This is a genomic window from Actinomyces ihuae, from assembly GCF_001457875.1.
GTDB classification, from domain to species: Bacteria; Actinomycetota; Actinomycetes; order Actinomycetales; family Actinomycetaceae; genus Pauljensenia; species Pauljensenia radingae_A.
This window is the reverse complement of the sequence record NZ_CZPX01000005.1, coordinates 1295631-1315347: the sequence shown is the minus strand read 5'-3', so window position 1 is coordinate 1315347 and position 19717 is coordinate 1295631. Positions and strand designations below refer to the sequence as shown.

Here is a 19717-nt window from a genome sequence, read left to right as displayed (position 1 = left end):
GATCATGATCGTTTATTTTTCCTCATCGCACACCACTGTGCTAGTAAGTTCCGCAATGGCTTCGATGACTGATTCTGGAAGCTCCAGCGTCATGAGTTCCTGGATAAATTCGAGCTTATGTTGAGCAGAGCCTGACAGATAGCGCTGCGCAGCCTTCCACGCAAGTCCCTTCATGGTGTACTGGATGTGTGCCCGGTCAAGCACAGCGAATATCGCCTGGGCAATATCAATCTGTTTCTCAACGCCGCACAGTCGTATCTCGACTGGCTGGTCGAGGCTGACCACCCCAAGATCCATGCGCATGGCAGGAGCCAGAAGGTCATCAACTCTGTGCAGGTGCGGCGAGACGTCGACGTGCGTGCAGTTGATGCTGACTTCACCGATTCCAATAACTCCCGCCAGATCAAGAATGATTCTGCGCGGACGTGGCGTCGCGTATTCCGCCGCACTTGCAATTCGCACCTTCATTGACGAAGACGACCGCGCGTCCTCACTGACTGAAACAACAGTGCGATAGCGTTGATCAGGACCAGGTTCCAGCGAGCCGTCGTCTTCGTCCACGATGCTCTCGCACGTTCCGGGAATTACCCGTAACACGATGGTTTCCGGATTGGCACCGGCATCACTCATGGGGTCATCGTTGAGCGTCAGCGCCGCTCCGGCTCTGACAAGAACCGGGATCTGTTCGATGGGGCGGTACATTGTCAAAGTCCGGTTCCCCTCGTAGGTGATTCCCGTGAAAAGATCCGTCCAGGTGCCATGTGGCAACCAGACCTTGACTGAAGCCAGACGGCTGGCTGCATCACGCGGAGCGGTGATCGGCGCAACAATCATGTCTGGTCCGAACATGTACTGGTTGGGAACGCCGAACGCTTCTGGCTTAGTTGGATAGTCCTGATACATCGGACGCACGATGCCGATGCCGTGAGAATGCGCGGCCCACATCGCTGTGTACAGATAGGGCACAAGGCGGTGCCTCAGACGCAGGAAGTCAATCAGTGTCTGACGGACTTCCAGGCCGAAACGCATCGGCTCCTTCGAATTGAACGGATCAGCCGAGGAATGCAGCCGGTTGATGGGCGAGAACGCGCCGAACTGGAACCATCGGGCAGTCAGTTCTTCATCCTTCGTGCCGAGCATGTGACCGCCGATGTCGTGGCTCCACCAGAAGTAGCCAATGTTGGCTGCAGTGGCTGTGAACCGTGGCTGAAATTCCAACGAATCCCACGACGTGACGGTGTCGCCGGAAAAACCAACTGGGTAGCGATGCGACCCAGGTCCGCAGTAGCGCGACAAAATCATAGGACGCTTACCGGTACGAGCTGAGTCAATGGTGTGAATGTGGTTGAGCATCCACAGGGGGTCAAGACCTGCAATCCGTGTTGATGTCCCTTGCTGCCAGTCCAGCCACCAGAAGTCCACTCCCTGCTCTTCAAGCGGATGGTGGAGGTGCTCAAGGTATGGGCCCACGAAACAGGGGTTGGCGATGTCGAACGGGATTTCCGCTCCACTGTCAGGGTCAATTCCCATGTCGTGTGCCATTGCTTCATAGGCGTCTTCATGACGCCGCACTCCGTCTGCCGGATGCAGGTTCAAAGAGGTCAGCATGCCGCGTCGATGCAGATTCTCAAGGAGCGCCGGCGGATCGGGAATGAGATCACGATTCCATGAGTATCCCGTCCATCCGCTGCCTATTGCAGGGTCAATATCGACCTTGTGCCAGTCCATGTCGAGAATTCCCACCGAGAAAGGCATCTGCGCGTGAGCAAAGCGCTCCATCAGCGCCAAGTATTCGTCTGAGGTGTACGGCCAGTATCTGCTCCACCAGTTACCAAGTGCGCGCCGGGGAAGCAGCGGGACCTGACCCGTGAGGGCGAAAAAGTCCTGCAGAGCCGCATGGAAATCGCGCCCGTAACCGAAAAAGTAGAGATCCTGATGCCCCTCCGGCCGCGGCTTTACCCATGTCGGGTATCCAGAGCCCTCTGCCACATCGGCATCGTCGCCGTAAATAACTGACTCAGAGTCGTCAAGAACAGAAAATCCGTCAGTCGCCAAAATTCCCGGGCCTATTTCGGTGGCACCATCGACGTCGTCGAGAGTCCGCGCCGTTCCGCCCATGTTTCCGCCCCATTTTGTCTGGACCGGCTGAGGGTCACCAAAACGCCACGTTGTGTGGTGTCCGCTCTGAGCACGGTGGCGCAGCGAGATGGACAGTCCTGAAGGGGAGAAGGCTTGCCTGTCGTATCGAAGCAGCAGGTGCTCAGTCCGAAGTGTCAGGATCCCCTCATCGCCCTCGTCGTCGATGGAAAAATCGGGAACGTCGAAATGCCGCGTGAGCACCATGGGGGTCTCCGCGTCGACGAATTCGCCGCTGGGCGACCATTCAAGTCGGATCAGTCGGCTCGTCAGAACACTGATGCGCCAGTGGTCTCCTTGAACGATGGCTGCCGGGTCTGTCGCGGCGGAAGAGTGGTGCTGGAAGAATTGAAGCGTCAATTCGTAACTCCGATGTGCCTAGTTAGATGCTCATACGTGGATCATGTTCGCGTTGTTTGCCGCCATAGGCAACGGGACGCGTCGATAACGCTCCATCGCCAATAGTTGAACGCTAAACATGTAGCGCTCACTTTAGTAAGAGTGGCACCTTCAGAGCAAGGCATTTGCGATTGTTTTTCCAAAGCCACCCCCGATGCTGCAACTCTGCTAAATTCCTGCGGCTCGTCGTATGATGGTGCCGGCAACCTGGCGTCCGGATAACCGGATCAGTGATGTCATCATTACGCGGAAACTTTGCACGGCTACTGCTCTCCAACCGATACCGCAGAGGCTGTGTACGACCACACGATCAAGGGAGAGACTCATGGTACGTCTGCAGGACATCGCAGACGCAGCAGGCGTCTCCGTCATGACGGTGTCCAATGTGCTCAACGGTCGCCGCAACAAAGTCTCCCCTGAAAAGTTCGAGAAGATCGAACAGCTGATTACTGAACTTGGCTATGTCAGGAGCGCGGCTGCCCGCTCGCTGTCAACAAACTCGTCGGGAATCGTCACCATTGTCTACGCGGCGGATACGCATCCGCTGGACTCAACTCACGACGCACTTCTGATTGGAGCGCTTGAGCAGCGGCTGACACAGGCGGGAAAGACCGTCATGATTCGCTCTGCCTACCGACCCAGTGACGTGGCAGGCGCTCTTTTGTCATGGCATTCCGATGGGGCAATTTTCGTGGGCACATTCGCAGACGAGGCACATGAACTCAGACGAGCCGCAAATATACCGATGGTTTTTATCGACTGCCCGCCTCGGCACGGCCTTGACACCGTTGGTATCGACGACCAGCAAGGTGGCAGACTTGCAACACGTTTCCTGCTTAAGCAGGGGCACACTCGAATCGCATTTATTGGGCCACCACTGAAGCGAGATGGCGTGGTGCGAAGACGCTACGAAGGGTTCTGTCAAGCCTTCAGTGATCACAATGTCCCCCTCAGTACCCACCGCGAGCATGTCATCACCTGCGAGACTGATTACGACCAGGCGATCCATACCGCTAGGAATCATCTCACTAGCGGCGCGTTCACTGCTGTGGTTGCGACGGCGGACAGTATTGCTGTGGGCCTAATGAAGGGTCTGGATGAGTGTGGACTTCAGGTTCCCCACGACCTGTCAATCGTTGGTTTTGACGATCTGCCGATTGCCCGTGTCATGAATCCCGGTTTGACGACTGTTCGTCAGGACATCACAGCTAAGGCAGATGCGGCTGCACAGCTGTTGCTCGACCTGGAAGCCAGTGGTTCAGACGCTCAATCGGACAAGACCGCATCCGACGAAGGAGCGCACATGACAATTGGCGTGTCGCTGGTACAGCGAGAATCCGTCATCCCCCTGACGGCCCCCTAACCGCGTCGCTCCTGATCCCCTTTCATTCATCACGCCCCCGTTAGCCCCGTAACCTTCCTGTCCCCTTCACAAACTCACACGCCCTTCATGCATCTCCGAAGAACTCGATTTTTCCTCTTTATTTTGCGGAAAAATCAATGAGCAGCCGGCATCGGTATCTCACCACGCACCACGCAACGCGTTCAGGCGGCTATTATATGTTTAACGCTTAACCCGACAGGTCCGACCAGGCATTGACGCCTGTGGCGCCTACGACTTCAAAGCGCTGCGCGAACCTCATTACCCGGGTGCGCGCAATAGGCAATCAATAAGGAGAATGCGGTGAATTTGATGCTACGACGTAAAATGCCGCTGCAGAATGAGGCGACTGCCAGGAAGGCACGCCCCTCAGGGCGCATGCGTATGGGAATTGCGTGCGCTGCGGCATCACTGGTCTTGCCTCTGCTGTCGTCATGCGCCGGCGGCACACGCGAACCCGTGCATTTCGCGTTTAACAAACCTGAAGCTATTCCCATCATGCGGGAGATGGTGGCGGACTACAACGCTTCGCAGGACAAATACCAGGTGAATCTCGATACCTCAGGTGTTGACGCCACCTCTGCAAGTTTCGTCCGAGGAACACCACCCGACATTGCCCTAGCGAACTACAACTACGAAACCGCACGATTCATCCAGCGCTGCACACTGTCCGATCTGTCGGACACCCCCGAAGCATCCCGCATCAACCCGGACCTTGACCCTCTGATGAATCAGTACGGGTCATGCGAAGGGCGCACCAGCGCTCTGCCTTATTCAGTCATGGCTGCAGGTGTTATCTACAACAAAGACATCTTTGCTGAAAACGGTTTGAAGGTTCCCACCACCTGGGATGAGCTCATCGAGGTGTGCGAGACTCTGAAAGCCGCCGGAATCACACCGTTCTACGGCACCTTCTACGATCCGTGGACTGTCGGCCAGGGCTGGTTTGACTACACAACAGGCGGAATGGTCGACATCCTCGATTTCTACGACATGATGTGGGATCTGGGATCCGAGGTCGGGCCTGATTCTGAAGTCTCCTTCCAGAAGACATTTGCTGAACCCATGGAGAAAATGTCGGAATTGCTTCAGTACGTCAACGACGATGCAAATTCACGTGCCTACACAGACGGGAATCTCGCCTTCGCAAACGGAGAAGCTGCGATGTACCTGCAAGGCCCTTGGGCACTGGGCGAAATCACTGCTCACAACGAGGACATTCAGATCGGCACGTTCCCACTGCCAATGACGAACGATCCTCAGGATCTCAAAATCCGTGTGAATACCGACCTTGCAGTATGGATCCCGGAAGCATCAACTCACCAGGAAGCTGCTCGCGATTTCCTTCATTACCTGTATGACCCGGAGGTTCATCGCGCGTACAACGAGTCTCAGCGCGGTATCACTCCTACCGTTGATGCTGCACTGCCCTCTGACCCGGCTCTTGAGGGAGTGATCCCCTTCTACGACAATGCGCAGTTCTATCAAGGTGCATCAGTGCTCATACCGAAATCAATTCCGGTGTTCAACTATGCCCAATCAGTTGCTCTTGGAGCTGACGCCGATGAGCTCCTAAGCACTTTGGATGCGGACTGGGCACGACTTGCCCGTCGCCAGTGAGGAAGCGAAGGAACCGTTATGACATCATTAACAAGCTCCAATATCGCGCCCGGCGCACCCGCTGAAACAGGCGCGAACACGCCACAGCGGTCGAAGCACCGTGCAGGCCGTCAGCCCTCCCAGCGTGCCACAAGCAAACGTAAAGTAGACCCCATCTACCACCTGATGCTGACCCCGACGCTCATTCTGTTCACGTTGGCGATTACGATACCGGCAATAATCGGCTTCCTGTACTCGTTTACCAACTCAATCGGCATCGGCGACTGGGAGATCATCGGGATCACCAACTACGTCGAAGCGTTCCGGGATCCTGCGATCCGCGAATCGTACGTCTTCACCATCATTTTCGCGTTCGTCACTGTCATCACTGTCAATGCCATCGCTTTTCTTCTTGCAGTGGGGCTGACGTCCAAGATCCGTTTCAAAGCGGGACTTCGCACCATCTTCGTCATCCCGATGGTCATTTCCGGAATCGTCATCGCGTTCGTGTTCCGCTTCATCTTCAACACAACGCTGACCAGCTTCGGAAACGCAGCGAACATTTCCTGGCTTCGGGAAAGCTTCCTGTCTGATCCGCTGCTTGCCGCTCTCGCCCTCGTCATTGTGACGGCTTGGCAGGCAATTCCAGGTACGCTGCTGATCTACATTGCTGGAATCCTGTCGATACCTTCCGATGTCTATGAGGCAGCCGCCATTGATGGCGCCAACAAGTTCCAGCAGCTGATTCGCATCACGATCCCTCTTGTGTTTGGCTACGTGGTGATCAACATGATCATCGGTTTCAAGAACTTCCTGAACTCCTACGACATCATCAAGGGTTTGACCGAGGGCGGGCCAGGCACATCAACACGAAGCATTGCAATGACAATCGTGACTGGCTTTACAAGTGGTGACTACGCCTACCAGATGGCGAACGCGACGATCTTCTTCGTCATCGTCATTCTCATATCGTTGCTCCAGCTCTCTCTCATGCGCGGAAGGAATTCAATCTGATGAGTGCACCAATGACATCAACAACCATAAAAGCACCAGCAGATGGGGTCTCCGATCGCGATCGCGGGTCTGCGAAGGTCAGGAAACGTCACGTCAAACCAGAACGAGTGTCTTGGTCGACAACCATTGTCCTCATGCTGTGCACACTCACTGTGTTTGTCCCTCTCTACATCACAGTGTCCATGGCATTCAAGACGCGAGCGCAGGCAATCGACGGACGTTCGTTCTCATTGCCGAACCCTGTGAGCATCGAGGGATTCATCGAAGCCTGGAAAGTGACAAACTTTCCGAAAGGCTTCCTTGTCTCACTGTTCATTACGGCAGGCACAGTCGCGGCCACGATCTTTCTCGCCGCATTCGCGTCCTATGCCATTGCGCGGAACTGGGAGCGCCGCTATTTCCGCTGGTCGTTCTACTACCTGCTGTCGGCAATGTTTCTTCCCTTCACCGTTGTCGCACTGCCGCAGATTCAGCTGACCGGGCGACTTCACCTAGATAATCCGGTTGGGGTCATCATCCTGACGACGATGTTCCAGCTCAGTTTCTCAACACTGCTGTTTACGGCTTTCCTCCGTTCGATTCCCATTGAGCTTGAGGAGAGTGCCCGTATCGATGGGGCAACGACGTGGCAGGCGTTCTGGAAACTGATCTTCCCGTTGCTGGCACCCATGAGCGCAACAATTGGAGTGTTTGCGTTCCTAGCGTCATGGAACGACTACATGCTGCCTGCGTTGATCATCGCTGATCCTGATATGCAGACTCTGCCCGTGCGGCAGTACCTGTTTACCGGGCAGTTCATGAATAACTACAATGTCTCCTTTGCGTCATATCTGATGGCTATGGCTCCGGCAATCATCGCGTATCTGTTCACTCAGCGCTGGGTGATGGAGTCTGTGACTCAGGGGGCGGTCAAGGGATAGCGCCATCGCTCGTTGCGTGCCGGCGTCTGCGGTCAGTTCTTAACGTGTTGGTCCCCCATCATTGACGAGGGCGGCCGCAGGCGCCGCTGCTATATGCGGCACATCAACAATGACTGTGGCCTCGCTCTGCTGCCAGAGCGAGGCCACACGCCGCACACTATATGTCACACACTGAGGGGACACAACCCCCTCAGTGAAGATCGGTTAATCTGTCAGATCCCAGTGAACGTAAATTCACGCTGGTCGCCCTCGCCGGCAACATCGACGGTGACAACCTGACCCGGCATGATCTCACCGAACAGGATCCGCTCGGACAAGGCGTCCTCAATATCGCGCTGGATGGCGCGGCGCAGCGGCCTGGCACCCAGAACAGGGTCGTATCCGCGGTCGGCCAGCAGTTCACGCGCAGCATCGCTGATCTGCAGTTTCATATTCTGGTCCTCCATGCGCTCCGCCAGACGACCGATCATCAGGTCAACGATCTGCGTGATCTGCTCCTTCGTGAGCGGCGGGAAGACGATGACGTCGTCAACACGGTTGAGGAACTCGGGGCGGAAATGCTGCTTGAGCTCCTCATTCACCTTCGACTTCATGCGCGAGTAGTCGTGCGTGAGGTTGTCGGCGGACTGGAAGCCGGTCAGCACACCCTTGTTGATGTCGCGCGTGCCCAGGTTGGTGGTCATGATGATCACCGTGTTCTTGAAGTCCACCTTGCGTCCCTGTGAATCGGTCAGATGACCTTCTTCCAGGATCTGCAGCAAGGAGTTGAAGATATCGGGGTGAGCCTTTTCAACCTCGTCAAACAGGACAACGGAGAACGGACGGCGACGGACCTTTTCAGTGAGCTGGCCACCCTCGTCGTATCCAACGTACCCGGGAGGTGCACCGAACAGGCGTGATGCCGTGTGCTTCTCGGAGAACTCGCTCATATCCATCTGGATCAGCGCATCTTCATCACCGAACAGGAACTCCGCGAGAGCCTTGGCCAGCTCAGTCTTACCGACACCGGTCGGTCCGGCAAAAATGAACGAACCACCGGGGCGTTTCGGATCTTTCAGGCCCGAACGTGTGCGTCGAATCGACTGCGACAGTGCTTTGACAGCCTCTTCCTGGCCGATGACGCGCTTATGCAGCTCATCTTCCATCTTCAGCAGCTTGGCCGATTCGGTCTGAGTCAGCTTCACCACCGGGATGCCGGTCGACATGGCGAGCACTTCAGCGATTTCCTCTTCAGTGACCTCCGCGATTTCTTCGCGTTCGCCACCCTTCCACGCATCTTCCTTCTCGCGACGTTCCTCGCCCAGTTTCTTTTCCTCATCACGCAGGGAGGCGGCACGCTCAAAGTCCTGATCATCGATCGCGGCTTCCTTGGCCTTGCGCACATCAGCGATCTTCTCGTCGATTTCACGCAACTCGGGCGGTGCCGTCATACGGGCGATGCGCAGGCGGGCACCGGCTTCATCCATCAGGTCAATGGCCTTGTCAGGCAGGAAACGGTCAGAAATGTAGCGGTCTGCCAGCTCGGCTGCGGCGCGGATCGCCTCATCGGTGATGATGACGCGGTGATGCGCCTCGTAGCGGTCACGCAGCCCCTTCAAGATCCCAACTGTCTCATCCACAGAGGGTTCCTCGACACGCACCGGCTGGAAACGACGCTCCAACGCGGCATCCTTTTCCACGTGCTTGCGGTACTCGTCAAGCGTGGTGGCACCGATGGTCTGGATTTCGCCGCGAGCCAGCATTGGCTTGAGCATCTGAGCGGCATCAATGGAGCCTTCAGCAGCGCCGGCGCCGACCAGCGTGTGGATCTCATCGATAAACAAGATAATGTCACCGCGCGTGCGGATCTCTTTAAGGACTTTCTTCAAGCGTTCTTCGAAATCGCCGCGATAGCGCGACCCGGCGACCAGGGATCCCATATCCAGTGAGTAAATCTGGCGGTCTTTAATCGTCTCCGGCACGTCGCCATGCACGATCGCCTGAGCCAGGCCTTCGACAACAGCGGTCTTACCGACACCGGGTTCACCGATCAGCACCGGGTTGTTCTTCGTGCGACGCGACAGTACCTGCATGACGCGTTCCATCTCCGTCTTACGACCGATCACCGGATCAAGCTTGCCTTCACGTGCAGCCTGAGTCAGGTTGCGACCGAACTGCTCCAAAATAGCGGAGTTCGTCTGACCGGGGTCGCGCACAGGGTTGCCCGATACGCCCACCGCCTCGCGGTTGTCCCCATCGCTCTGGTAACCCGACAGCAGCTGGATAACGGCTTGACGCACCTGCGACAAGTCAGCTCCCAGCTTCGTCAGCACCTGAGCTGCAACGCCCTCGCCCTCTTTGAGCAAACCGAGCAGCAGGTGCTCAGTGCCAATGTAGTTGTGACCCAACTGCAGTGCTTCACGCAGCGACAGCTCAAAGATTCTCTTGGCACGCGGCGTGAACGGAATGTGACCTTCGACAGGCTTTTCGCCCTCGCCAATAATGTCGATGACCGCTTCACGCACCTGGTCGCGCTCAATGTTCATCATGTCGAGGGCTTTTGCTGCGACGCCCTCGCCCTCGGTAATGAGGCCCAGCAGCAGGTGCTCAGTGCCGATGTAGTTGTGGTTGAGGTTCCTGGCTTCGTCCTGTGCGAGGACGACGACTCGCCGAGCTCGGTCGGTGAACCGTTCGAACATGGCTCCTCCTGATGTTCACGAATGGGATGGCGCAGACACGGGTGCCTGGCGTTTTCAACTGGTTCCACCCTACGGGCTGATTGGCGCGGCCGCTTCAATGTTCACTACAGGCGAGCGGAAACACTGCCAGTTGTCTGCCTCGCGTGCGCACACAAGCACGTCAACACGCTGCCTACAATCAGAGCAAACCGCGCCGCGACAGGAAGGACTGCCATGAAAATCGTCTGCGCTCCTGACAGTTTCAAAGGGTCGATGACAGCGATGCAGGCGGCGCGTGCACTTGCCGACGGTGTTCGTGCAGTCGTCCCCGATGCGCAATGCGAGGTGGTTCCGCTGGCTGACGGCGGAGAAGGCTTCGCGCAGGCCATCGCGGATGCCCTGGGGGCGCAGTACCACATCGTCGAGGTTCACGACTCGCTCGGCCGCCCTCGTGAGGCAGGGTTCTGGACGGCAGGTGGCAGCGCGGTCATCGAAGTTGCCGAGGCTGTCGGGCTGGGATTGGTCGCGGCTTGCGACCGGCGAATTTGTTCCATGACCAGCGCTGGAGTGGGTGAGCTGATCTCGGCAGCACTGGACCTTGGTGTTGAGGAGATCCTCATCGGGCTGGGCGGGTCCGGCACGAACGACGGCGGAGCGGGAATGCTGCGCGCCTTGGGTATGAGCTTCATTGACGAGGGTGGCCGTGACGTCGACGGTTCGCCGGAGTGCCTGGGAAAGGTTCGACGTATTGACGTGTCTGGCCTGGATGGGAGGCTGAGGGATGTGCGCGTGCGCGCCGCATGCGATGTGGACAATCCGCTGTGTGGGCCTCGGGGCGCATCCGCTGTATACGGGCCTCAAAAGGGTGCGACACCTCGCGACGTCAAGGTGCTGGATCGTGCGTTGGCAACCTTCGCGCACGCTGACCCGGCAGCGAGCGCCCATGCCGACAAGGCGGGAGCTGGAGCGGCAGGTGGGCTGGGGTTTGCGCTGTCAGCTTTCCTGGGCGCTTCGTTGGAATCAGGGGTGGATCTGGTGATGGAAGGCGTCGGGCTGGCGGAAGTGCTGCGCGGAGCTGACCTTGTGCTGACCGGCGAGGGGTCGATCGACCGGCAAAGTGTCATGGGCAAAACCATCTCCGGGGTGGCGCGCCTGGCACGCGAGGCCGGCAGCGTTCCTGTCATCGCGTGCGCCGGCAGAATTGAACAGGGGCAGGCACTGACTGATGAGCTGTTGCGATGCGGAATCATTGCCGCTGTCCCGATCGTGCCCGGGCCGTGTTCAACGGATGAGGCGGTGTCATCGGGCGAAAGGAACCTGCGTGCCACCGCTTCGCGTGTCATGCGGATCTGGATGGCCCGCGCAGGCAAATCCCCATGGTGTAGCCGCTGACGGCGCCATCACTGCCTCGGTCTTCACGCAGCACCTCAAGACCATTTTTGGCATAAAAGCCGATGGCACGTGAATTGTCCGCGTCAACCCCGATGGCGATGCCGTGTGCGTGCGAGCGCGTGGTCACCGCCTCGGTGAATCTGCCAAGAAGCTGCGTACCGAGCCCACGTCCCTGCACATCGGACAGCAGGTCGATGTGAAATTCGGCCTCATAGGTGCGGCGAAGATCCGACCACATGGAATCAGGGTTGAGGCCGCGTTCAAGCAGTTCACGCTCGCCCTCTGGCCACAGCTCCGTGCCGCCGAAACGCTCGCGCAGCACCGGCACCCAGTGGTCGCGCCACCAGTTCACAAAGGAAGCAACATCGGGGACACCCACGATATATCCACTGATGCGTGAGCCAGTATCAACCACAAACGACCAGCTCGGAGCGTAACTGACGTACGGCAGTGCGTAAATGTAGGGCAGAATTTCATCATCGGTGAGCCTGCCCCGCGCTCCCCTGCCACTGTCGGCCGTATCAATGCAGATTGAGATCAGATCAGCTGCGTCCGTTAACCGGTACGGGCGAATATGCACCTCCGCCATGGTTCCGTCTACGCCTCAACCAGCACAGTAAAGGGCCCGTCGTTGACCAGTTCAACCTCCATGTGGGCGCCAAACTGGCCGGTCGCCACTTCCAGCCCACGCTCACGCAGCCCCTGAGCCACGGCATCAATCAGCGGTTCAGCCACAGGGCCCGGCGCAGCTGCCGACCACGAGGGTCGCCGGCCTTTACGGGTACTGCCATAGAGTGTGAACTGCGAGACGACCAGGACCGCGCCGCCAATGTCGCTCACCGATTGTTCATCGTCCATGATCCGCAGCTCCGCAATTTTGCGCACCACCGTGTCGACCTGGTCGGGGCCGTCCTCGTGAGTGGCGGCGACGAGGGCGAGGATGCCGGGGCCACTGATTTCTCCGACAACTTCACCATCGACGCGCACGCATGCGCGGGTAACCCGCTGAAGTACTGCTCGCACTGTTATGCCTTCCTTCCACCTGACATGTGCGGTGATCCTGCCGGCGGAATATCCAGCCTGCGCAGGTCCTTGTTCGTCAGGTCCTTGCCGGGGCGCTCATCGGGTGAATCTTCACTGCGACCGTCACGCGGCACGATGATTTCCTGCGCAGCGCTGACCCCATCAATGTCAAAGACCGTGTCTTCTGGGACGTTGCGCGAAATGAGCGCCAGCGCAACGGGGCCAAGTTCGTAGTGCCGTGCAGCTGATGTCACCACACCCACCTGCCGGTTTCCACGCATCAGTCTGGCTCCACTTTCCGGCAGATCTCCGCGTGAGCCATCGAGTTGCAGGAAGGTCAAGCGCCTGGGCGGTTTACCAAGGTTCACCACACGTGCCACAGACTCCTGCCCGCGGTAGCAGCCTTTATGCAGATGAACGGCGGTGCGCATCCAGTCGAGTTCAGCCGGGATGGATCGAGCGTCCGTGTCCCGTCCGATAAGAGGACGCCATGCCGCAATGCGCAGTGCGTCCCAGGCAAGCATTCCGGCAGGCGTCATGCCGTCGCTGTCACCCGCCACACTCATCATGTCGGTGATGGCGCCGTCGCCCTCGACAATGTGGAGGTGGAAACGCGTGTCAGATCCCGGGTGCTTGCTGCCTGCAAAGTAACGCGTGCCGCCTTCCACGACTCCTGGCCACGGGTCATCCCACGTGAACAGGTATCCCGGCAGATGACGTGCTGTTTCAGCAAGCGGGTCTGTCTGGGCGGCAGAACTGACGGTGCCGATCACGCGAATGTCGTGGCGCGCCGCCACTTCGACGCGCAGCATGAATTTCATGGACTCGAGCCACTGGGCCAGTGCGCCGACGCGGTTACGCACAGTTACCAGCCACGTCGTTTCACCGTCATCGTGGACTGCTGCGGCGTGCTCGATGCGGCCGTTGGCATCCAACACCAGCAGTTCCTTTGATTCTGCAGGCATCATGCCGTTGATGATCTGCGAGGTCATGTTTGTGAGCCATGACTGACGATCAGGCCCGCTGACGCACACGGCTGCCAGAGTGGACAGATCCGTGAAGCCCCGCAACTCGGCCAGTGCCCACTGCTCCCCGATCGGGTCGCCATAGTGGATCGGCAGGCCGACCCACTCGCCCTCACCTGCAACAGCTTTCGGCCAGGTCAACAGTGGCGAATGCAGCTGATCAGTCATCGCTGTCCTGCGCATCGACGCCACCATGGTTCGCCGCAGCGTTGCTCGGCGTTCTTGCAGAATCTGATGTGACAGCGTCCCCCTCGTCAATTCGCATGAGACGACCGGAAATCGAGGTAATCGACTCGCCTGCACCCACCATTGTGACGTCCTGAGCCCACATGAGTTCACCTGCGACCAGGCCGAACATGCGGGAGGCTTCCTCAACGGGTTGAGCGTGTGGGCTGCGTGCGATCGCGTCGGAAATCATGCGTACGCGCGGCCCCATCGACACTCCCGCCCACAGCGTCGCCAGACCTTTCTGATCCGCGCCACTGGCAGTGAGCTCTCGGGTCTGGAACTGTCCGGGAGGGGGCAGCTCCTGCGTCGTCGGCATGACGCTGACGTACACGGTTTCCTCATTGATCAGGTCCTGTTCGACGAGGGCGGCCAGGCCTTCCTCGGTCGAGGCACTCGGGTCAAGCGACTGAACGCGCGAGCTTGCCAAGTAGATGCGGGTCACCATGCGCATCTGTGTGCCCACGGCTTCGCACGTGATCTCTTCAATGACCATCTGATCGGGCACATCGTCACTGTCGGCCGAGGTGGCGGGGGTGTTCTGGTCGGATTCTCCGGACGAATCGGGGGTGGCGGCCGCCGCGTGCGATCCGGCAATCACGCCCCAGCCGCGCCACTGTCCCAGCATCCACGCCAGGGGTGCAATTTCTCGAGGAGTGTTCTCATCAAGTACAAACATGCTTCTTACTGTACGGGCCTTCACGACGATTCACGAGGGCGACCAGCAATTCTCTGGTCTTGTTCGCCATCACCGAAGCGGGCAACACTGCGCACTGCCGGCAAGGACGGCGCCGACGGAACCTGAAGTTGGCAAGGTCACTGAGCGTCAGTGTGGGTGGCAATGTTAGGCTGAACGCGGCATCGGGCCGCTAAGCCCCGGGCTCCAACTATTGCCGCTACGAGCGGCCTTCGCGCCGACAGGCGCTTTCGGTCCGGTGCCACTTTCACCCCCGCCTCATTTCCAGCACCTTGCGATGATCAAGGACAGATTGTTGGGGCCGGAGATATTGATGTGTGGCAGTGCGACATGGCACGGTAGTACTCAAGTACATGAGACTGATCTAGTCGTGCTGGTGAGCTGCGTTCTCGTGATCGCTCTGGTTGCGGCCGGCGTTCTTTTCATCACCTCACGTCACTCTGATCCACTCTCTGCAAGTGAAGCCACAGAGACACTCCGAAATGTCGCGATCAGTGGCATTGGCCCCGTTGATGAAGTCGAGGGCCCCATCCGCTATACCGACGTTGAGCCGCTGCAGTTCAAGAGCACTCAATGCCAGAAGCTTTTTGACAGCCTGCCGTCACCGGATTACATGAGTCACACGTCATTGATTGAGGGAGTGACCTCTGTGGCCTTCATTGAGCTGTCACTCTTCCCCAGTAAGGCCAACGCGCAGGAATTCTACAATCTCCACTTGGAGAGAAATCGGAAAGGATGCGATGGTGAGGCAATTGATGCGGCGGTCACCGGCCTGGACTTCAGAGAGGACGGCAGGGTCAGCGGCGCGCAGTACGTCACCTTCACGGCTGATCTTGCCGATCCTGATCCACATGAGACGTATACGTTTACTCGTATCGCGTACTCCAACCTCGTGTTGGGAATCTACTTCACCAGCGCAGGCGAACCAGTAAGCGCTGAAGCGATCCATGAAACAGTGACGTCGATTATCGATGCGGTTCGATGAGGATCTGACCACCAGGCACTGACAGCCGGTTGAGCGCCGGGCACAGCAGCTCACCGTACGAGATAGAAAGATGGCTTAGTTCGAGGCCCTTTCACGTCGCCTTGCTCACTTTTTAACGGTTCGCACCACAGGTCCACACCTCCTGCGCTCTCGCCGTTGGCGCTATTCTGCGGTTTCCATCCACTCCTCACCGATTAGGTAAGGTTTGCCTTTCTTATTTTACGCTGTCATAATAACAGCGTTTCTTGAGAGACGGACTGATCCGGCAGAAGCGTCGTCGAGCACCTGTGAAAGGGTTATCATGACAAACAAACTGATCTCATCGATTCCAGCAATCATTCTGGGACTTCTCATCGCATTCGCGCCCAAGACTCTCGCGCAGCCATGCCCTCCGACGGAAGATGGGCACTTCATGAAGTGCCACTGGTCAGCTCAGGCCGCCCTCGGCATCGGTCTGGTTATCGCAGTCATCGGCGTCATTGCGTTCTTCGTTGACACCCGCATCCAGACAGGACTGGCAATTGCAGCTGGCCTCAACGGCGCTTTGACTATCGCCATCGTCAAGGTTCTCATTGGCGGATGCATGAAGGCCGACATGCACTGCAACATGATCATGGTCCCCACGCTGATGGTTCTGGGCATCCTGACCATTGTCTACGCGGTGGTTGTGGTGTACGTGAACAGTCGCGTCAAGACAATCGCACCCGCCTCACAGAAGTAAGTTCTGCAGGCAGACCGTGACACGTCACAACCTACTGCGACGGCTACCGCTGAAGAACTTATCGAGCAGACCACTGCGCACCTTCGCGCTGATATTCATCGTCAGCGTTCTGTCCGGTACCTTCTTCGGCGGTACCGTCTTGTCGTTCAACCTTAAGACCGGTCTGGCGAGTATGCAGGAACGCATGGGTGCCGACCTCATGGTTGTTCCTCAGGTTTCCCGTCCGCAGGCGGAAGCACTGCTGACCAATACCGGTTCCTCCACCTTCTACTTCATCAACAACATCGCCGAGTTGGTGGCCAAGGCCAACGGGATCGAAAAGCTCACCGCGCAGACTTATATTGCGTCGTTGACGGCAAGTTGCTGTGACGACCAGGTTCAGATCATCGGTTTCAATCCACAGACCGATTTCATTATTGAGCCTTGGGTGTCCTCGCAATACGACAAACAGCTTGCTGACGGTGACGTCATTGCAGGCTCGAAGATCAAAGTGTCTGCAAGCGGTGACATCAAACTTTTCGGCCACCACTTCCCTGTCGCAGCACAGCTCGCACCCACCGGCACCTCATTGGACAGCTCAGTGTTCGTCAATCCGGCAACCGTTCCTCAAGTCGTGAAGTACTCGGCGGAAGTGGGCCATCCGGCCATTCCGGAAGAACATGCGGGCAATGCGATCTCCGCCGTCCTGCTCACAGTCAAAGATGGAGTCGACCCGCACGAGGTGGCAGACAACATCACCAAGGCGACGGGGATGGGAAGCCTCGGCTTCGTCTATCCCGGAGGAATTACGGCGACCACCAAAGCTCACCTGAACGTGATCACGGGATATGCCTACGCATTCGTGGGCGCGGTATGGGTGCTGGGCGCGATCGTGCTGTTCGCTGTGTTCTTAACCTCGGTCAATGAGCGGAAGAAAGAATTTGCCTCACTGCGCATCATGGGAATGCGCAAGTCCCACCTCGTTCGCGTGTACCTCACTGAATCAGCGCTGATCGGCCTGGCTGGCGGTGTGATCGGAATCGGCCTGGCTTCCCTCGTCGTTTTCCCATACAGCACGCTGATTACAGACGCCCTGGCACTGCCCTATCTTCAGATCAGCATCGCGCAAGTGTTGGGTCTGGCAGTGGGGAGCGTGTTGGCAGCCACCCTCGTCGGTATGGCAGCCTCAAGCTTGTCAGCATGGAAGTTGTCGCGAGCCGAGACGTATACGACTTTCCAGAGGGGGCAGTAATGACACTCGTGACCACTCGGGACCTCACCCGGGAATTCACGCGACGCGGCACAGTGTTCGCGGCGGTTGATCATGTGAACCTGACGGTCGATGCCGGTGAGTTCATTGCGATTGTCGGCCGGAGCGGCAATGGGAAGACCACGCTGTTAAATCTGATCGCTGGCCTGTTGGCTCCCACATCGGGTGTTGTTCTCATTGACAACAAAGCAGTCTCGCACCTCAGCGACCATGAGCTATGCAATCTTCGGGCGCGCACCCTCGGTTTCATTACGCAGCACCATTCACTGCTTCCCAGCCTGAACATCCTCGACAATGTTCTGCTGCCTGGAGAGATCGCCGGCGAGGCAGACCTGGCCGGCCTTGAAGAGCGCGGCCGCGAACTGCTGGAGCGGATGGATATTGCGCCACTTGCTGACGCCTACCCCTCGGAACTGTCAGGTGGAGAACTGCGGCGGGCCAGCGTTGCGCGCGCAGTCATTAACTCCCCTGCGATCATCATTGCTGACGAACCGACCGGCGATCTTGATGCGGACAGCACGGCGCTGGTACTTGAGCTATTGCGCGACAGTGCCGCGACAGGCGCAGCGGTCATCATGGTCACGCACGACCAACAGGCTCTGAGCGCGACCGATACGACCTACACCATTGACAACGGAGTGCTGAGCGCCGGCTCGGAACACAGCTAAGCGGAAGCTCCGAGCAAAGCTGAGCTCCAACTCCATCAAAGCTGAGCGGCAGCTCGGCGCAGGGGCGCGCAGCCTCGTCGACATTCAAGCTGCGCGCACCGACTGCAGATCAGAGCGCGTGGCGCACAATGATGGCTTCGCGTCCTGCTCCCACACCGATCGAGGAGATGCGGCACTTGGACAGCTCCTCCAGGCGCAGCACGTACTCCTGAGCCTTTTGAGGCAGGTCCTCGAAGGTGCGCACGCCGGAGATGTCGTCACTCCATCCGGGCATCTCTTCATAGATGGGTGTTGCAGCCTCGAAGTCTGACTGATTCATTGGCATCTCATCCAAACGCTGCCCGTTCACCTCATAGGCCACGCACACCGGAATCGTGTCATATCCAGTCAGGACATCCAGCTTCGTCAGGCACAGGTCAGTCAACCCGTTGACGCGCGAAGCGTATCGCACGACCACAGCATCGAACCATCCAGTACGACGCGGCCGCCCCGTCGTCACACCGAATTCGCCGCCGCGTTTACGCAGTTCATCACCGACTTCGTCAGTAAGCTCCGTTGGGAAAGGCCCTTCACCTACGCGCGTCGTGTACGCCTTGGCAACACCCACCACACGGTCGATGCGGGTAGGCCCGACACCTGTTCCGGTCAGTGCACCACCGGCCGTCGGATTTGATGAGGTCACAAACGGGTAGGTTCCATGATCGATGTCGAGCATTGTGGCCTGGCCACCCTCGAACAAGACGGTCTTGCCTTCATCCAATGCATCGTTGACCAGCAATGACGCATCCACCACCATGGGGCGCACGCGGTCAGCGTACGACAGCAGTTCGCGCGTGACCTCCTCCGGATCGAGCGTTTCCATACCAACAGATTCAAGTAGCGGGTTCTTCTGAGCCAGGGCGCTGCGCACCTTCTGCTCAAGGGTCGGCGGATCGAACAGATCCTGAATGCGGATGCCGATGCGGTTCATCTTGTCCGCATATGTCGGCCCGATGCCTCGGCCAGTGGTGCCGATCTGCTTGTCGCCCAGCAACTTCTCACTGGCGTTGTCCACCAGGCGGTTGTAAGGCGGGATGATGTGCGCGGCCGCCGAAATCTTCAGTTTCGAGCAGTCCACACCGCGAGCGCTAATCTGTTCCATCTCATCGAAAAGAACGCTCAGGTCGACCACCACACCGTTGCCAATCAGCGGTGTGACACCTTTGGACAGGATACCTGCGGGCAGCAGGTGCAGCGCGTACTTTTCTCCGTCGACGACGACGGTATGGCCGGCGTTGTTCCCGCCGTTGAACTTGACGACGACGTCGGTGCGCTGACCCAGCTGGTCAGTGGCCTTGCCCTTCCCTTCGTCGCCCCATTGTGCGCCCAAAACGATCACGGCTGGCATTCGGTTATGCTCCCCTACTTGGTGGCTCGCCTGTCTTCTTGATGGACGAGGGTGTCTCACGGTCACCTGGCTGAAACACCACCGTCCAGTCTATCGCCATTGGCGCATTCTCATCACCAGTGTCCAGTTCGTGCGGGCAGTGCGCCGGGAAATACCCGGCGTACCCGTCAGCGCCCGACAACCGTCGAATGCACAAGTGACAATCTCACGTGATTGGGGGGCGCTTGAATGAAGCAACC

At 58.2% G+C, this 19717-nt stretch carries 16 protein-coding genes; 9 read left to right on the top strand and 7 right to left on the bottom strand.

What is annotated here, in order from left to right:
• Positions 1-12 precede the first annotated feature (12 nt).
• Positions 13-2496 (bottom strand): glycoside hydrolase family 31 protein, encoded by a 2484-nt coding sequence (locus BN3002_RS10375; protein ID WP_058237765.1) that lies wholly within the window; start codon positions 2494-2496, stop codon positions 13-15.
• Between the two features lie 364 nt (positions 2497-2860).
• Between BN3002_RS10375 and BN3002_RS10370 the strand changes: the two genes are divergently transcribed.
• The 4 genes from BN3002_RS10370 to BN3002_RS10355 all read left to right on the top strand — a co-directional run bounded on the left by BN3002_RS10370 (position 2861) and on the right by BN3002_RS10355 (position 7449).
• Positions 2861-3898, top strand: a complete 1038-nt coding sequence (locus BN3002_RS10370; RefSeq protein ID WP_058237764.1) for a LacI family DNA-binding transcriptional regulator — start codon at positions 2861-2863, stop codon at positions 3896-3898.
• Positions 3899-4228: 330 nt separating this feature from the next.
• Positions 4229-5536: an ABC transporter substrate-binding protein gene (locus BN3002_RS10365; protein ID WP_257525702.1), complete on the top strand. Its 1308-nt coding sequence runs from the start codon at positions 4229-4231 to the stop codon at positions 5534-5536.
• 18 nt (positions 5537-5554) lie between these two features.
• On the top strand, positions 5555-6529 hold the full coding sequence (locus BN3002_RS10360; protein ID WP_058237763.1) for a carbohydrate ABC transporter permease: 975 nt from the start codon (positions 5555-5557) through the stop codon (positions 6527-6529).
• A gap of 11 nt (positions 6530-6540) precedes the next feature.
• Positions 6541-7449 carry a carbohydrate ABC transporter permease gene (locus tag BN3002_RS10355; protein WP_082628712.1) on the top strand — a complete coding sequence of 303 codons (909 nt, stop codon included), beginning with the start codon at positions 6541-6543 and terminating at the stop codon, positions 7447-7449.
• A 212-nt stretch (positions 7450-7661) separates the two neighbouring features.
• On the opposite strand, the gene BN3002_RS10350 is transcribed toward BN3002_RS10355, so the two are convergent.
• Entirely contained in the window at positions 7662-10127 is a 2466-nt protein-coding gene (locus tag BN3002_RS10350; RefSeq protein WP_058237762.1) for an ATP-dependent Clp protease ATP-binding subunit, read from the bottom strand.
• Positions 10128-10340: 213 nt separating this feature from the next.
• Between BN3002_RS10350 and BN3002_RS10345 the strand changes: the two genes are divergently transcribed.
• Positions 10341-11498, top strand: coding sequence for a glycerate kinase family protein (locus BN3002_RS10345; protein ID WP_058237761.1), 1158 nt, complete (start codon positions 10341-10343; stop codon positions 11496-11498).
• Here the strand turns inward: BN3002_RS10345 and BN3002_RS10340 are convergent.
• From BN3002_RS10340 to BN3002_RS10325, 4 genes are read right to left on the bottom strand one after another with little or no spacing between them, the layout of a single operon-like run.
• Entirely contained in the window at positions 11446-12087 is a 642-nt protein-coding gene (locus tag BN3002_RS10340) for a GNAT family N-acetyltransferase (protein ID WP_058237760.1), read from the bottom strand. The two genes, BN3002_RS10345 and BN3002_RS10340, sit on opposite strands and share 53 nt — an antisense overlap.
• An 8-nt stretch (positions 12088-12095) precedes the next feature.
• The gene (dtd, locus tag BN3002_RS10335) at positions 12096-12521 is read right to left on the bottom strand and encodes a D-aminoacyl-tRNA deacylase (protein WP_058237759.1); all 426 of its coding nucleotides are present in this window, start codon (positions 12519-12521) and stop codon (positions 12096-12098) included.
• Between the two features lie 2 nt (positions 12522-12523).
• On the bottom strand, positions 12524-13714 hold the full coding sequence (gene ygfZ, locus BN3002_RS10330; RefSeq protein WP_058237758.1) for a CAF17-like 4Fe-4S cluster assembly/insertion protein YgfZ: 1191 nt from the start codon (positions 13712-13714) through the stop codon (positions 12524-12526).
• Entirely contained in the window at positions 13707-14450 is a 744-nt protein-coding gene (locus BN3002_RS10325) for a heme-binding beta-barrel domain-containing protein (protein WP_074026240.1), read from the bottom strand. Before BN3002_RS10325 ends, ygfZ begins: the two co-directional genes overlap by 8 nt.
• Before the next feature lie 394 nt (positions 14451-14844).
• Between BN3002_RS10325 and BN3002_RS10320 the strand changes: the two genes are divergently transcribed.
• From BN3002_RS10320 to BN3002_RS10305, 4 genes are all read left to right on the top strand, one after another.
• Positions 14845-15453: a hypothetical protein gene (locus BN3002_RS10320; RefSeq protein WP_154955739.1), complete on the top strand. Its 609-nt coding sequence runs from the start codon at positions 14845-14847 to the stop codon at positions 15451-15453.
• Between the two features lie 301 nt (positions 15454-15754).
• The gene (locus tag BN3002_RS10315) at positions 15755-16174 is read left to right on the top strand and encodes a DUF4418 family protein (protein WP_058237756.1); all 420 of its coding nucleotides are present in this window, start codon (positions 15755-15757) and stop codon (positions 16172-16174) included.
• Between the two features lie 16 nt (positions 16175-16190).
• A complete protein-coding gene (locus BN3002_RS10310; protein WP_058237755.1) occupies positions 16191-17405 on the top strand; it encodes an ABC transporter permease in 1215 nt (404 codons plus the stop codon).
• Positions 17405-18091, top strand: coding sequence for an ABC transporter ATP-binding protein (locus BN3002_RS10305; protein WP_058237754.1), 687 nt, complete (start codon positions 17405-17407; stop codon positions 18089-18091). Before BN3002_RS10310 ends, BN3002_RS10305 begins: the two co-directional genes overlap by 1 nt.
• Before the next feature lie 109 nt (positions 18092-18200).
• Here the strand turns inward: BN3002_RS10305 and BN3002_RS10300 are convergent, their stop codons facing one another.
• On the bottom strand, positions 18201-19478 hold the full coding sequence (locus BN3002_RS10300) for an adenylosuccinate synthase (RefSeq protein WP_058237753.1): 1278 nt from the start codon (positions 19476-19478) through the stop codon (positions 18201-18203).
• Between the last annotated feature and the right edge of the window lie 239 nt (positions 19479-19717).